Source organism: Sporosarcina saromensis (genome assembly GCF_054901285.1).
The window spans coordinates 1503416-1518050 of record NZ_CM142738.1 but is presented as its reverse complement, the minus strand read 5'-3'; the positions used below and the strand labels follow the sequence as shown (position 1 = coordinate 1518050).

Genomic DNA, 14635 nt, shown 5'->3' with positions numbered 1-14635 from the left:
TTATTTCGACATTTTCCTATCATTCTTTAGATAGAACGGATAATTAATACGGATTATTTGTCTGAATGATGAATGATTTATTTTGCTTGAACGCATGCACTTTAGTACTATGAATATATACATGTTAAGGAGGTTTCCACTTTGTACTCATTCGAACAAAAGTTAGAAAATTACGCAAGTTTAGTAGTTGAGGTTGGCGCAAACATACAAAAGGATCAAGTACTTTACGTTAGTGCTTCCATTGATGCGCAAGCGCTTGTGAGAAAAATTGCAGACAAAGCATATGATGCGGGTGCACGTCAGGTAATCGTTGATTGGGCGGATGACGTGTTAACAAAAATGCGCTATGAAAAAGCCCCTGCGGATTCGTTTTCAGACTTCCCGGAATGGAAAGTAATGGAGCGTGAGCGGTTAGCAGAAGGAGGCGCTGCGTTTGTCAGTATCGTTTCCCAAAGTCCTGATTTGTTAAAAGATATTGATCCATCTCGCATTGCGGATGCTCAAAAAGCGTCAGGACAAGCTCTGAGCAACTATCGGAAAATGCTTCAAGCAGACCGATTCAGCTGGTCAGTCATTGCTGCTCCTTCTCATGATTGGGCTGCGAAGATGTTCCCTGAATTGCCGCGTGAAGAGCAAGTCCCAGCACTTTGGGAAGCTATTTTCAAAGCGGTCCGTGCAGATGTCGCTGATCCGGTCAAAGCATGGAAAGAACTTGACGCAACACTGAATGACAAAGCAGATCATTTGAATGAAAAAGCGTATAGTAAGCTTCATTACAAAGCACCTGGAACAGATCTCACAATTGAGTTGCCTAAAGGGCATATTTGGTGTGGCGGCGGTAGCGTGAATGTAGACGGAAATCCTTTCATGGCGAACATGCCGACTGAAGAAGTGTTCACGGTCCCACATATGGCAGGTGTAAACGGCTATGTTAAAAACACGAAACCGTTAAGTTACGGTGGCAATATCATTGACGATTTCACATTAACATTTACGGATGGCAAAATTACGGATGTTTCAGCCGGTCAAGGTGCAGAAGTACTTCAACGTCTTATTGACACGGACGAAGGTGCAAAACGACTTGGAGAAGTTGCCCTCGTCCCTCACGCCTCACCGATTTCAGAATCAGGTCTACTATTTTACAACACATTGTTTGATGAAAATGCGTCTAATCACCTCGCAATCGGAAGCGCATACTCGTTCTGTTTAGAAGGTGGAAAAACGATGTCTTCCAACGAACTTGAAGAACATGGTCTCAATCAGAGTATTACGCATGTCGACTTCATGATTGGTTCAGCTGAAATGGATATTGATGGAATCTTAGAAGACGGAACAGTAGAACCGGTCTTCCGCAACGGGAACTGGGCATTCTGATTTCAGTCACAATTTACGAAAACATATTGAACAAGCCTTTTAATTTTACAAAACTATAGTATAATGGTTGTATAATAATCATTTATTGTAGAGAGGAGTCTTATAATGGGCTTAATGTTCACTACAGTCATAGGATATTCAATTGTCCTTGGCCTCGCTGCTTTATTTACAATGCACTATCTTGGCAAGGCGCTTGATTCTTCGGATGCAGAAAGAATCGATCCAAAGCCGGAAGTAAAATAAAATACCAGCTTCACCAAAAGAGTTGCCACTTGGCAGCTCTTTTATTTATATTGTAAACTTATCTCATTACAAATAGATGGAGGGACTTCCTATGACAATATTATCCGAAATCATTGAATTCAATAAAACATTTGTTGAAGAAAAAGAATATGAGAAATATGCAACGACGAAATTCCCTGACAAACGAATTGTTATTTTAACTTGTATGGATACAAGATTGACGGAGTTATTGCCTAAAGCGATGAACTTGCGTAATGGCGATGCGAAGATTATTAAAAGTGCCGGAGCAATTGTTGCTCACCCGTTTGGCGGGATTATGCGTAGCATCTTAATTGCTGTGTATGAATTACGCGCAGATGAAGTATATATTATTGGCCATCATGACTGTGGCATGAGCTCCATTGATACGAAAAAGACATTCGGCAGTATGATTGATCGTGGTGTAGACGAAAGCATCTTCTCTACCTTAAAGTACTCTGGTGTCGACTTGGAAGATTGGTTACGCGGTTTTAACGATGTAACAGAAAGCGTAAAAAGCAGCGTAAACCAAGTGCGCAATCACCCGTTAATGGACAAGAAAGTTCCAGTTCACGGTCTTGTTGTTCATCCTGCTACAGGTCAATTGGAGACAATTGTAAACGGGTACGAAGCAAACGAAGACAATTGACTACAAATTTCCCGGGAAATAGACAAAAACCGATTCCTCTAATTGAAGAATCGGTTTTTTATTAATGCAAAGTATTTCCGCCAAGCGGCCTTACCCTTTCAAAAATCTTCCGCTATCATCGCATACATATAATGATCTTCCCATACACCATTGATGTAGAGTAATTGCCGTAGAAGGCCTTCACGGACAAATTCGGCATTTTCCAGTACTTTAACCGACCCTATGTTTCGAGGAGAAACAAAAGCTTCCACACGATGTAAGGACACTGTTTCAAAAGCAAAACGGGTAATGATCCGGACCGCTTCCGTTGCAATTCCTCTTCCTGTCTCCCGTTCGTCAATCGAATACCCGATAAAACCGCTCGAAAAGGGAAGTCTCTTAATGCTGTATAGCGAGATATGACCAATTAGCCTACTCGTCTCCGCGTCGAATATACCGAAGTTATATTCCCGTCGATTCCTCATTTGATAAAGGGATTCCCTAATTTTATCCCTCTGAACTGAAACAGTATAATAACTCGCTTCGTGTCGCGGCTCAAATACTGTCCAATACGCTTTGTTCGCTATGAGGAGATCAGTAAAAGCCCTCGCATCTTCTTCTGTTAATATTCGCAAATAACAAGTGTGCCCTTCAAGCAAAATCAACGCTTCTTCACCTTTCTTTGGAAGCTATTTTCAAAAACTCCTCTACATCTTTTACACATAACGCGACTCCCTTCGCCCAGAAGTCTTCTTTCGTAATGTCTTCTCCTAAATGTTTCATCGCAAGATCCTCAACGGACATGACAGCTGTATCTCGAAGTAGATCGATATACTTCTTCTCAAATCCTTCCCCTTCAGTTAACGCTTTCGCATAAATGCTCAAAGAGAACAAATAACCGAACGTGTATGGGAAATTGTAAAACGGTGTTCCGGTAATATAAAAGTGCAGTTTGGAAGCCCAGAAATGAGGGTGGACCACGTCAAGCGCATCACCGTACGCTTCCTTTTGAGCTTCTTCAGTCAGCTCATTCAGCCGTGCAGCCGATACGACTCCTTCTTTTCGTTCCTCATAAAATCTTGTCTCAAATAAAAAGCGCGCATGTATATTCATAAAGAATGTAGCACTTCTTTTAATTTTATCCTCCAATAACGCAAGTTTTTCATCTTCTGTTTGCGCAGATTTAAGCGCGGCATCCGCCACAATCATTTCTGCAAAAGTCGAAGCCGTTTCAGCAACCCCCATTGCATATTGACGATTCAAATAATGGACTGGGCGCAATGCATAGGAGTGAAATGCATGACCGAGTTCATGTGCAAGTGTTGCGACGTTAGACATGGAACCACTGTATGTCATGAAGATCCTTGATTGCTGTGAAGCTGGCATACCGGTACAAAAGCCGCCTGGCCGTTTGTTTGGACGGTCTTCCGCCTCAATCCATCCTTCTTCAAACGCTTGTCTAGAAAATGCTTCGAGTTCAGGTCCAAACTTTCCGAAATGCGCTAATATGAAGGCAGCACCTTCCTGGTAGGACATTTTTGTCGTTTGAGAAGTGATCGGAGCATTTAAATCATACCAATTCATCTTTTCAGCGCCAATCATTTTCGCTTTTGTAGTTAAGTAATCGATGAATGGTTGTTTATTCGCTTGAATCGCTCCCCACATCGCGTCAAGCGTTTCTTGGCTCATTCGATTGCGCATGAGCGGTTCTTGTAGGACAGAATCCCATCCACGCTTGTTGTATACGGCTAAACGGAATCCTGCGAGGTGATTAAGAGCTGAAGCAAAGAAGTCTTCTTTTTCTTTCCATGCAGCTTCAAGTTTCTCGAATACTTCTTTCCGGACAGCAGCATCTGGATGAGACGCCAAGTTGTTAGCCTGTCCTACAGATAATTTCTTCGTCATACCATCAACAGTCATTTCAATTTCCATATCACCAACAAGTTGGTTATATAGCTGTCCCCATGCTTGGTAACCATCTACACTCAATGATGTAATAAGGCTCTCTTCAGCTTCAGAAAGTTGAAGTTGAACATTTTCCCGCCATTCATTTAAAACAAAAGTAAATTGGGAGAGCTCTTTCGTTTCCAACAACGCTCCCCATACATCTTCTTCCGTTTTTGCGATCGTTTGTTCAACCTTTAGTCGAACCGTCGAAAACCGAGCTTGGATTGTACTCACATCTGATTGAAGCAATAACGCTTGCTTGTCTTTTGTATTTGCTGCAACAAAACAGCCAATCACTGCAGATGCTTCTCTAAGATTAAGCGCTGTCGCTGTTATGCTTTCTAGTAAGTCATGTACTTCTTTTGCATCTTCTACTTTCGTTGGTACAGAAAATGCCTCAATACGGTTTTCAAGTGCGACAATTTGCGTTTTCACCTTTTCCAAATGTTCGTTTAGCTCAGGTGAATGGCTTCCCCCTTTAAAAAACACATCTAAATCCCATACTTCACTGTACAGTTTTGTCGTCATGTTCATCCCCCTCGTTGTTTGGAAAATTGCTATAAAAACCTGTATTAATTATAGCACGAATTTTCGGTATACGAAATATTTGATTTGTGACGGAAACTTCATACTTTCATTCGCATGTAGGGCTTTTCCTATGTATACTGTTCATGGGAGGATTTTATTATGTCTAGAATGATCTTGATGGCTCTTTCACTTCTGACGGTCATCGTTACGAATATAGCCGCTAGTTTTTTCACCCTCAATCATCAAACAACCGTTGAAATTGTTAACCGTTTGCCTGTGCTCTTTAATCCTGCAAATTATGTTTTTATTATATGGATTGTCATCTTCATTTTGTTGTTCATGTGGATAGTAAATTTCAATAAGATCACCGAGCAAATGAGCAACAAACATAAAAATCGAATCACTTTCCTGTTCGTAGTGAGCTGTGCGTTAAATACAATTTGGCTGTTCCTATGGCATTACAGCTTGTTCAACTGGGCAGTTATAACTGAACTCGCTCTTCTCGGTGTCGTACTTACCTATTATTTTACGTTTCCGAAGAAAGAAAATCGTTTGTATGGAAGAGTACCTTTTAGTATCCTTACGGGCTGGGTATTCATCTCCTCCATTTCTAACATCAGTTACACACTCATGTATCATGAATGGGAAGGTTTCGGTCTAAGCGATCCTTTATGGACAGTCTTTTACTTAACGATTTCCACTGCGTTCGCTTTACATTTTATGTACCATCACCGGGATTATGTGATGAATCTTGTTTTTGTTTGGACATTCATTGGCATTGCGATTCGAAACGGGATTGAAGAGTTGTTCATTACTTCTGCTGCACTCTTTTTGACTGCAGTCATCATTACATGCATGTTTCTTTTTTCAGGCAAAGGTGTACAAAAAAAATAGAGCAAAGTGCACACTACATGCACTTGCTCTATTTTAATTTCTTTGAATCAACCGTGGGGCGGATGTGAATAACAACACTGCTACAATTGCACATAACACTATGGAAGGAATCATATAAGAAGCATTGTATCCTAAAGAGTACAACCAAGCCGGTTGGTCACCTGCAAATTCCGCGAAGAACACCATTCCACCGATAAAATGTGCTAAAAAGCGCAATGATCCACCTAAAACGCTTCCTACAATAATGGCCGTTGCCATGGAACCTTTTTTACCTTCCGCTTTACTTTTCAGAAGCCATCTAAGTGTTACTGCCGCCAAACCGACAACCGTATACGCGATGAAATAATCCAACGCACCTTGTACAGGGTGAATAATGTAACCGCCGATGACTGCTTGGAGTAAACCGGAAATCAATCCCGTTAATAAACCTCCACTAAGGCCCCAACGGAATGCCATTAAGATAATTGGCAGCATCGATAAGGTGACGGAACCACCTTGAGGCATTTTAAATACTGTTAAGTTATCCAAAACAAATGACATTGCCCCTAATATTGCTACTTCCAATAAAAACTGCAAACGACTACGATCCAATTCGAATTCCTCCTCTTTTGTTTTCGGAGGGATACGGAAGAAAAGTCAACGTGTCAACAAAGACGTATGACCAGATTCTGTATTATACTTTACATAAAGCTCATCACTCACTAAACTTATGTAACAAAAAACGACATCCCGGATAGAACCGAGACATCGTATCGTATATGTCAGTTTCCATCCACATCCCTACGCAAGTATGAACTTACAGGTTCGAAGGGTCAGGACATCCGTCCAATCTCAGCCAAGTCGGCACCCCTTGTGGTCGTGTAATTCAATTGTCGTTACCATTGTATATGGTACAGTACATATAAGCAAGATGATTTTAAAAACTTCTTCTATTTATCAGGAGGTACACATGTCGAATAACAAAATCTTATCAGCCTTATGCTATTTCAGTATTTTCTTTTCCCCTCTTCTACTGCCCGCAATTGTCTTCTTCATTACGGACGATGCGGAAGTGAAAGGTCATGCAAAACGATCGCTCATTTCACATCTCGCACCTGTTGTATTGCTCATTGCAGGTTTTATATTGTTTACTTTTTCAATGGTTTCCTATGAGTCTCGATTAACGACGATGATGAATGGACAATTTGATTTCTGGGGGCTAGCCCCATTCTTATTCATGCTCATCTATGGCTTATTATTTTTAGTTGTTGTTATCTGGAATGTGTACCAAGGGGTTAAAGTGCTAAAATGACCGATAGTATTTTCAGCAAGCCCGCACCCCTCTTCACGAATGGAATTATGATATAGTAAAATGGAAAAGTACGTTTTGAGAAGGGACCTGTAAATAATGATTGTTAAAACAAATGAAGAAATTGAAGCGTTGAAAAAAATCGGACGAATGGTCGCTGAAATTCGCGAAGCGATGAAAGAAGCGGCCGTCCCTGGAATTTCAACAAAAGAACTTGACGAACTCGGTGGACGTCTATTTGCTGAGCGTGGTGCCGTTTCTGCCCCAATCGACCAATATGATTTCCCTGGCTATACATGTATTAGTGTCAACCATGAGGTAGCACACGGCATTCCAGGATCAACCGTTCTACAAGACGGAGATCTTGTCAATATTGATGTGTCTGGTTCATATGAAGGATTCTTTGCGGACACAGGCATTTCATTCGTCGTCGGTACACCTGACGAGAAAAAGCAAAAACTTTGTGACGTTGCCAAATTGGCATTTGATCGTGCAATGACAAAAGTGAAAGCCGGTTCAAAATTGAACCAGATCGGGAAAGCAGTCGAACGCGAAGCGAAAGAACACGGATTGGCAGTCATCCGGAATTTGACGGGTCACGGAATCGGTACTTCATTGCACGAAGAACCACAGCACATCCTCAACTATTATGACGCTTGGGATAAAACATTAATGGTCGATGGTATGGTATTGGCAGTAGAACCATTCGTATCCGAAAAAGCGGAAAACATTGTTGAACTAGGCGATGGATGGACATTTGTCACACCGGATAAATCCCTTGTCGCCCAAATTGAACATACGATTATCGTAACAAAAGACAAACCAATTATCTTGACACAACTGTAAAGAATTACAAAAGGCAATGCGTTCAGTAAAGACTGAAGCACATTGCCTTTTTCTTATTTCTTTTTTGGTTGGCTCTTCTTTGCATCTTTCTTATTCGAATCTTTTTGGCCGCTGACTGTCTTTGAATTTCCTTCGGTCAATTTACCTTTAAACCACACTTTTTGTACAGGTTTGAATGGCTTTGCCAATTTCTTATAAGTCCGTTCTTCATGATAGGATAATAAGGTGAGTACTTCGCCATCTTCTCCCGCTCTTCCCGTTCTACCTGATCTGTGTACATATTGTTCTGTCGTATGCGGCACATCAACATGGATGACGTGTGTCAATCCTTGGATATCCAATCCTCTAGCCGCGAGATCAGTGGCGATTAGGATTCGGATTTCTCCTTTCCGGAAGTCCTCCAACGTTTGCTGGCGTTCAAATTTTGTCATGGATGAATACAAAACAGCAATTGGCGCGTTATTGTACTGCAATTTCATTTCCTTCATACGTAGTTGGTCGACATTGTTCATGAATGCGAGCGCTCGAATAGCTGGCAAATGCGACAAGCCGCGGAGAAGGTCTGTCTTATCTCTCGCTTCTGTCTTTACGAATGAATGCACCACTTTGCCTGAAGATGGCATATCTTCAAGTGATACTTTTAAACGGATCGGGTTGTCCATCATCTGTTGGGCAACTCGTTCGATTTCGTCCGTAATCGTTGCAGAAACAACGACAACTTGACGATCTTCATGTGCCCCGTCGATTAAATTTTTCACAATGACACGGTACTCTCGTGCTAGTAGTTGATCGCCTTCATCTAGTACGATATAGCGAATATCGTGCAATTTTAGGCGTTTCGCTTTGACAAGTTCCACTAAGCGGCCAGGTGTACCGACAACGATTGTCGGTTTTTTCTTTAACTTTTCGATCTGACGTTGCATATTCGCTCCACCAATCAGCTGGGTAACTGTAATGTCAGTCCCTTCCACCCACTCGCGTATGACATTCACAATTTGCATGGATAACTCTTGAGATGGCGCCATGATTAGTGCTTGCGTTTGCTGTTTCTTCCCATCTACTCGTTGTAAAATCGGTAGGACATACGCTAACGTTTTTCCTGTTCCTGTAGGAGATTCCGCTACAACATCTTTGCCAGAAAGCATTTCAGGTATCATTTGTGCTTGAATTGGTGTTTCGCTATCAAATTTCCATTTATCTTTTAGTACATCGTCCATTTTATCCAAGAAGGACATATACATCCCTACTTTCCATTATTCCTTATTTAATAATGGACTGGTTTCTATTTCATTTCAACTATTTTCATCAATAAGGCTTACGTCTTGCACGAGTTGCTTGTTCAAAAGCGTATGCATAGCCGATTAATGCTGGTTCTGAAAAGGCTTTTCCACAAAACGTGATTCCAAACGGTTCACCGTCAATTGTAAAATCAGCCGGCACTGTAATTGCCGGATATCCCGCTGCTGCACTGAAACTGCATCCATGATCTTGCGGGAAAACGAGTGCGTCAATTCGTTGCTCCTTAAAAGCACGATTGAGCGCCACCTCGCCAGCTAAGTGCCTATTTCGTAATAATGCTTCAATATACTCCGGTTCCGTTAGTGTTCCACTTGTCCGTTCCACTTTTTCCAATAACACTTGTCCATATTTGAGCGTTTCTTCTGGGTGCTCTTTATTGAACTCGATAAGATCACCTAGATGACGGATTGGATTTGTCGGTGATGAAGTGCCCAAGTATTCATTAAGAGCAGCTTTGAATTCGTACAGCAAGACATTATACCCTAAATCATCTTCCATCGTACCGAGCTCTATATCGTCCACTATTTCTGCACCGAGCTTCTGGATTGCCCTTAACGCTTCACGAAATTGCGCTTCCCGTTCACTCGAAATCTCTCGAGTAAAGATTGAACGTGCGACCCCAATCCTTTTCCCGATTAGAGCATCTTTATCCAATCGCGCTAACCAATCAATTCCTACAAACCGAGTTGCACTTTTGGTAACCGAATCCGCCTCATCTTGCCCAATCATCAAGCTGAAAGTGATTGTTGCGTCTTCCACTGTTCTCGCAAGTGGTCCGGGCGTATCTTGTGTAATGGATAAAGGTATAATCCCTGTTCTACTAATCGCTCCAACAGTCGGCTTTATACCCACTAAGGAATTCTGAACAGCAGGATTGATGATCGATCCTGTCGTCTCCGTGCCGATAGAAACAGCGGTCAAATTTGCTGCCACAGCTGCCGCCGCTCCCGAGCTTGAACCGCCAACATCAAATAAACCGTATGGGTTATTCACCTGTCCTCCACGTGAGCTCCAACCGTTTTTCATCTTATCAGACATGAAATTTGCCCACTCAGTCATATTACTTTTTCCAAGAATGACAGCTCCTGCTTCACGTAACTTTTGAACGAGGAACGCATCCTGCTGTGCATAATGGTGTTGCAAGGCAATTGAACCACAACTCGTGTGCATGCAATCCGCTGTATCCATATTATCTTTTAAAAGCACAGGAATACCGTGCAACAGTGAGCGCACTTTCCCATTTCGACGTTCTTCATCCAAACCTTTCGCAATTTGGAGCGCATGCGGATTCACTTCAAGAACTGCATGGATATTTGGGTCTTTTTCTGCGATTGCCGCGAGATACATCATGACCAAATCTTCAGCACAAAGTTCGCCAGCATCCATTTTGTGTTGCATGTCTCGTATCGTCGCTTCTTCTAGCCATTCTTTTTGAAGTGCTTTCAAATAATCGTTCAATCGAATCCCCCCAGATGCATTTGTCCTGTCGTATATGTTGTAAACTGTTTCATTAATTCATAATAGGAAAGCTCATATAATTGTTTGCCATGGATTTTATAGATGCCGTCATTGACAAGTTGTTCAATAATCTTATTTCGTTTGTCATCCAATTGAGGATACTCTACTTTTCTCATGTTGTTTTCCTCCTATATCTTCCCCCTATCTATTCCACTTTACGAAGCTCCATAAACACTTTCATACGAGGAAGTAATTGTTGAAAAACTGCCTATTTTGCAACTCAGTTTCCGAACATAAAAAAGATGAGAACCCGTTAACAATTAACGAATTCCCATCTATAGTCGCGACGAACTTCCCTATCCTCACCAATTATTATTTTTATATTTTCGATAATAATTCACTTGTCGCATGAAGAGGTATAGTTTACGTTTCAAATGCTCGTCCCTCTTATAAAAGAGTGGATTTGCATACTTACCTGCCCGTAACAATTGCTTGATTTCTTGACGGATTTTTTCATTTCCTACGAATTTCTTTAAGACGATTTTCGGAACAACAGTAAAGAGGAACTTCTCGTCAAGCAAAGTCAATGGCTTTTCCACTTTATAGATAAGATCGTCAACAAAATTCTTCGCCATATTGTGTCCGCAAGATGTAATGTAATAACTTGAGCGACCTTGACGGATGTTCACTTCAAATACTTTAAACTTCCCGTCACGATGATCATATTTCAAATCAAAGTTCGCATACCCCACATAATTTAACGCTTCTAAAAACCCTTTGAGCTTTAACATCATCTCTTCGTTGTAGCGCGTAATGACAGCTGTATAATTACCGATTGCCGTCACGGTATGCTCCTGCAAAACGACTTGACCAAAAGTAATTAACTCGGTATTCCCTTTACTATTCACGTAAAATACTGAATCCCACATGTATGTATCGTCACCAGGAATGAAGTCTTGAATGATTAAGTCATCCGTGTAACCACTTCTCTTAATCGTCTCGATAACAGAATTGATTTCTTCATATGAATCGACTTTGTACACCTTTTGCATGCCTTCAAATGGGTGTTTGTAATACTGAACTCCATTACTCGGCTTAATAATGACGGGAAACCTCACTTCATCAGCGAACGGTTCCGTAGACAAGCAAGAATAAAAGTACGTTGCCGGTGTATCAATTCCGTGTTCTGCACATAATTCATAAAAATTCTTTTTCACGAGCAAGTTGTTCATTAACGGCTCATCAATATAATTGAACACAAAATCCTCTTGTAACGCTTCACGGTTTTCAATGATCAACCGTACATACAAGTCGTTCGTACCGACTAACAGCAACTGCTTATCAGGGGTTTTATACTTTTTAGCCACTTCTTTCAGGAAACTTGCAAACACATCACGCTCGCCTAACTTTGCATTCAGTTCAATCGCTCCAGGGATTGTGCTCAATGTTGTAAACGAAAGCGGTTCTTTTCCAACAAGTATCGGGTTGATGCCATATGCTTCATGAAAAGATATGGCCATATTGTATGCATTAATATCTGTTCCGACGATAATCGGGATGAATGGGTGATTTTCCATGATTTCCTCCAAAACCTTTTCTCATACTTAGTGTAGAGTTCCTGTTTTTCGATGTCAATAAACCTGATGTACCGTTCAATTTCAGCAGCGCAATGAATGCTCAAACACCCTAGTGCGCATATCACTCTTGCACAAGATAAATCGGGTCATTGGTTGGCCAATTTGAGAAATCCGTAATGACGCCATCCACACCATATTTATGGGCTTTAGCTAAAAGCCTTTTGTCCTTTTTGGACCATACGAGCACTTTTCCACCTTGGGCATGGATTTTATCAACCATTCTTTTGTTTATAAATGAAACATTAAAATTGATAAATGTTGCAAATGAGGTAAGGTCCTCAATACTTTTTGCAGACAAAAATGAATCCGTCGGACGAATCAATACACCCACTTGCAAGTCCGGCAACAGCTCATGCATTTTTCTCATCGATTCAACATCAAAAGATTGAAGTATAATCGAGCTGACATCTTCATATCCCAACAGTAACGTGGCGACTTTCTCTTCTATACCTGGATATGCCTGCGGATTTTTCAATTCAATTAATAAACCGACTTGATGGTAAAATTCCTCTAACAATTCATCTAGCGTCATAATTGACTCGCCAGCAAACTCTTTACTATATGTACTCCCAACATCTAATTGACGTAATTCAGCCAATGTAAAATCACTTATGTAACCGCTTGCATTTGTCGTACGATCAACCCGATCATCATGCATGATAACCAGTTCACCATCTTTCGATAAATGAACATCACACTCTAAAAAGTCTGCCTGAAGTTCGACACCTTTTGCAAAAGCGGCACGTGTATTTTCTGGCGCGACACTCGAAGCGCCTCGATGTGCAAAGCTCAGCATATCTGGCATATGGACCTTTTTATCTTGCTGATTATAACCCGTGAGAAACAAAAGGCATGAACCGACCATTACGATAACCAAGACAGCATATTTCCTCATATACATCCCCTCAATTCCCCAATTCCTGTATAAAATCCGAATTATCTATAAATTATTTTAACACAGAAACATAGTCTTGAATACCCTCTACTTATCTATATGCAATTTGTCATAAAGATATTTCCGCATATTCCTTAATAAATAGTATTTTATTATATTTTTTAAACTACTCACTTTCAACTAACTTATCGGAAAGTTGATTAAATCTACATTCTACGAAATAAAGTTGTATGCGCTTTCACGAAAAAACATTATACAAATCATCAAAATACTATTTACAAATCATTTTTACGCGTGATATATTGTATATCAATTCAGAGGAAGCTAGTGAAAGAGCACCTTTCCACCGCTTTTTATCTGAAAATTATTTGTTTTTATAGAATTAGGAGGTTATCATATGTTAAGCAACCCTATCATTGCTACGACATTATTATTCGCACTCATCGCACTTGGGGAATGGCTTTCTATCCTATCCAAAGCAAGGATCCCAATGCTTCTTACAGCAATGGTCGGCTTCCTAGTTCTCGTCTGGACTGGAATTTTCCCAAACGATATTCTCGATAAATCGCAATTCCCCGCTTTAGGAGCAATCCTCATCGGGCCAGCTATTTTACACATGGGGACCATGATTCCATTTTCGTTGTTAAAAAGCCAAATAAAAGCCGTAATGATTGCATTAGGTGGCGTCATTTTTGCAGGAGTGCTCATTTTACTCATTGTTCCTCTCATCTTCGATTATCCAACTGCTGTAGCAGGTGTTGGTCCAATCAGCGGTGGAATTATCGCTTTGATCATCACTTCCGATAAATTGACTGAACTTGGAATGACAAGTTTAATTGTAATTCCTGCACTCATCGTTGCCTTTCAAGGCGTAATGGGCATGCCGTTAGCGTTGAATTTTATGCGCAAATACGCACTTGTCATGCAAAAAGGTATGGATAACGGAAGCTTTACTCCTAGTCAGACAGATGCAGACGAACAAGATGCAGAGAAAAAAGACTCTACAAAGAAAAAAATCAAATCAACCACGACACTTAAACTGTTTTATGTATTTCTAGGAGCTTCCATTGGCGTTGCACTTGGCACTGTAACACCCATTCACTATAGTTTGTGGTGTCTCGCAATTGGGATTATTGGATTAAAAGTAGGTTTGTTAGAACCAAAAATGTTGGAAAAAGCGAATTCATTCACCATTACAATGATTGGGATCGTATTCGTCGTCATCGGAACAATGGGCGGCGTCACACCTTCTCAAGTACTTAGTAATTTACCAAGCATTTTGCTTATCCTTGTTATTGGAACTGTTGGTATGGTCATCGGAGGATATGTCATGTCAAAACTGATGAAATGGCATCCATACAAAGGAATTCCTGTTGCGTTAACTGCACTATTCGGTTTTCCAGGGGATTATATCCTTTGCGAAGAAGTGAGTAGAAGCATCGCTCGGAACGAAGAAGAAGAAAAAATCATTTTTAATGAATTACTAGCTCCGATGTTAATTGGTGGGTTTACAACGGTGACTGTTGCCTCTGTTGTCATTGCAGGGCTATTGATTCAAACGCTATAATGGAGGGATATGT

Annotated in this window: 15 protein-coding genes and 1 riboswitch; of the genes, 7 read left to right on the top strand and 8 right to left on the bottom strand. The window is 40.8% G+C overall.

The window, feature by feature from the left end:
- Positions 1-141: 141 nt before the first annotated feature.
- The 3 genes from ACVHUV_RS07450 (at position 142) to ACVHUV_RS07440 (ending at position 2284) form a co-directional block, all read left to right on the top strand.
- Entirely contained in the window at positions 142-1374 is a 1233-nt protein-coding gene (locus ACVHUV_RS07450) for an aminopeptidase (protein ID WP_462086615.1), read from the top strand.
- Between the two features lie 105 nt (positions 1375-1479).
- Positions 1480-1617: a hypothetical protein gene (locus ACVHUV_RS07445; protein ID WP_317945786.1), complete on the top strand. Its 138-nt coding sequence runs from the start codon at positions 1480-1482 to the stop codon at positions 1615-1617.
- A gap of 91 nt (positions 1618-1708) precedes the next feature.
- Positions 1709-2284 carry a beta-class carbonic anhydrase gene (locus ACVHUV_RS07440; protein WP_462086614.1) on the top strand — a complete coding sequence of 192 codons (576 nt, stop codon included), beginning with the start codon at positions 1709-1711 and terminating at the stop codon, positions 2282-2284.
- A 98-nt stretch (positions 2285-2382) separates the two neighbouring features.
- Here ACVHUV_RS07440 and ACVHUV_RS07435 read toward each other — a convergent pair whose 3' ends face one another.
- Positions 2383-2928 carry a GNAT family N-acetyltransferase gene (locus tag ACVHUV_RS07435; RefSeq protein ID WP_462086613.1) on the bottom strand — a complete coding sequence of 182 codons (546 nt, stop codon included), beginning with the start codon at positions 2926-2928 and terminating at the stop codon, positions 2383-2385.
- A gap of 7 nt (positions 2929-2935) precedes the next feature.
- A complete protein-coding gene (locus tag ACVHUV_RS07430) occupies positions 2936-4738 on the bottom strand; it encodes a M3 family oligoendopeptidase (RefSeq protein ID WP_317945792.1) in 1803 nt (600 codons plus the stop codon).
- Positions 4739-4897: 159 nt separating this feature from the next.
- Here ACVHUV_RS07430 and ACVHUV_RS07425 point away from each other — a divergent pair, with 159 nt between their 5' ends.
- The gene (locus ACVHUV_RS07425; RefSeq protein ID WP_317945794.1) at positions 4898-5632 is read left to right on the top strand and encodes a TspO-related membrane protein; all 735 of its coding nucleotides are present in this window, start codon (positions 4898-4900) and stop codon (positions 5630-5632) included.
- Positions 5633-5665: 33 nt separating this feature from the next.
- Here the strand turns inward: ACVHUV_RS07425 and thiT are convergent, their stop codons facing one another.
- A complete protein-coding gene (gene thiT / locus ACVHUV_RS07420; protein WP_462086612.1) occupies positions 5666-6223 on the bottom strand; it encodes an energy-coupled thiamine transporter ThiT in 558 nt (185 codons plus the stop codon).
- 169 nt (positions 6224-6392) lie between these two features.
- Positions 6393-6493, bottom strand: a riboswitch (TPP riboswitch).
- A gap of 88 nt (positions 6494-6581) precedes the next feature.
- Between thiT and ACVHUV_RS07415 the strand changes: the two genes are divergently transcribed.
- Complete coding sequence (locus tag ACVHUV_RS07415) at positions 6582-6923, top strand: magnetosome magnetite crystal formation protein family (RefSeq protein WP_317945798.1); 342 nt, start codon at positions 6582-6584, stop codon at positions 6921-6923.
- A 96-nt stretch (positions 6924-7019) separates the two neighbouring features.
- On the top strand, positions 7020-7766 hold the full coding sequence (gene map / locus ACVHUV_RS07410) for a type I methionyl aminopeptidase (RefSeq protein WP_462086611.1): 747 nt from the start codon (positions 7020-7022) through the stop codon (positions 7764-7766).
- Positions 7767-7819: 53 nt separating this feature from the next.
- Here the strand turns inward: map and ACVHUV_RS07405 are convergent, their stop codons facing one another.
- The 5 genes from ACVHUV_RS07405 to ACVHUV_RS07385 form a co-directional block, all read right to left on the bottom strand.
- Complete coding sequence (locus tag ACVHUV_RS07405) at positions 7820-9001, bottom strand: DEAD/DEAH box helicase (RefSeq protein ID WP_462086610.1); 1182 nt, start codon at positions 8999-9001, stop codon at positions 7820-7822.
- A 70-nt stretch (positions 9002-9071) separates the two neighbouring features.
- Positions 9072-10523 carry an amidase family protein gene (locus ACVHUV_RS07400; RefSeq protein WP_462086609.1) on the bottom strand — a complete coding sequence of 484 codons (1452 nt, stop codon included), beginning with the start codon at positions 10521-10523 and terminating at the stop codon, positions 9072-9074.
- The gene (locus ACVHUV_RS07395; RefSeq protein WP_462086608.1) at positions 10520-10699 is read right to left on the bottom strand and encodes a Fur-regulated basic protein FbpA; all 180 of its coding nucleotides are present in this window, start codon (positions 10697-10699) and stop codon (positions 10520-10522) included. Before ACVHUV_RS07395 ends, ACVHUV_RS07400 begins: the two co-directional genes overlap by 4 nt.
- 186 nt (positions 10700-10885) lie before the next feature.
- Positions 10886-12100, bottom strand: coding sequence for a carboxylate--amine ligase (locus ACVHUV_RS07390; RefSeq protein ID WP_462086607.1), 1215 nt, complete (start codon positions 12098-12100; stop codon positions 10886-10888).
- Between the two features lie 121 nt (positions 12101-12221).
- Positions 12222-13055: a glycerophosphodiester phosphodiesterase gene (locus tag ACVHUV_RS07385; protein ID WP_462086606.1), complete on the bottom strand. Its 834-nt coding sequence runs from the start codon at positions 13053-13055 to the stop codon at positions 12222-12224.
- A gap of 397 nt (positions 13056-13452) precedes the next feature.
- Between ACVHUV_RS07385 and ACVHUV_RS07380 the strand changes: the two genes are divergently transcribed.
- Positions 13453-14622 (top strand): hypothetical protein, encoded by a 1170-nt coding sequence (locus tag ACVHUV_RS07380; RefSeq protein WP_462086605.1) that lies wholly within the window; start codon positions 13453-13455, stop codon positions 14620-14622.
- The last annotated feature ends 13 nt before the right edge of the window (positions 14623-14635 follow it).

Excerpts from the sequence above, each read along its gene's own strand:
- ACVHUV_RS07445 (WP_317945786.1), top strand. The coding sequence starts at position 1,480 with ATGGGCTTAATGTTCACTACAGTCATAGGATATTCAATTGTCCTTGGC.
- ACVHUV_RS07440 (WP_462086614.1), top strand. The coding sequence starts at position 1,709 with ATGACAATATTATCCGAAATCATTGAATTCAATAAAACATTTGTTGAA.
- ACVHUV_RS07430 (WP_317945792.1), bottom strand. The coding sequence starts at position 4,738 with ATGACGACAAAACTGTACAGTGAAGTATGGGATTTAGATGTGTTTTTT.
- ACVHUV_RS07425 (WP_317945794.1), top strand. The coding sequence starts at position 4,898 with ATGTCTAGAATGATCTTGATGGCTCTTTCACTTCTGACGGTCATCGTT.
- ACVHUV_RS07415 (WP_317945798.1), top strand. The coding sequence starts at position 6,582 with ATGTCGAATAACAAAATCTTATCAGCCTTATGCTATTTCAGTATTTTC.
- map (WP_462086611.1), top strand. The coding sequence starts at position 7,020 with ATGATTGTTAAAACAAATGAAGAAATTGAAGCGTTGAAAAAAATCGGA.
- ACVHUV_RS07405 (WP_462086610.1), bottom strand. The coding sequence starts at position 9,001 with ATGTCCTTCTTGGATAAAATGGACGATGTACTAAAAGATAAATGGAAA.
- ACVHUV_RS07395 (WP_462086608.1), bottom strand. The coding sequence starts at position 10,699 with ATGAGAAAAGTAGAGTATCCTCAATTGGATGACAAACGAAATAAGATT.
- ACVHUV_RS07390 (WP_462086607.1), bottom strand. The coding sequence starts at position 12,100 with ATGGAAAATCACCCATTCATCCCGATTATCGTCGGAACAGATATTAAT.
- ACVHUV_RS07385 (WP_462086606.1), bottom strand. The coding sequence starts at position 13,055 with ATGAGGAAATATGCTGTCTTGGTTATCGTAATGGTCGGTTCATGCCTT.
- ACVHUV_RS07380 (WP_462086605.1), top strand. The coding sequence starts at position 13,453 with ATGTTAAGCAACCCTATCATTGCTACGACATTATTATTCGCACTCATC.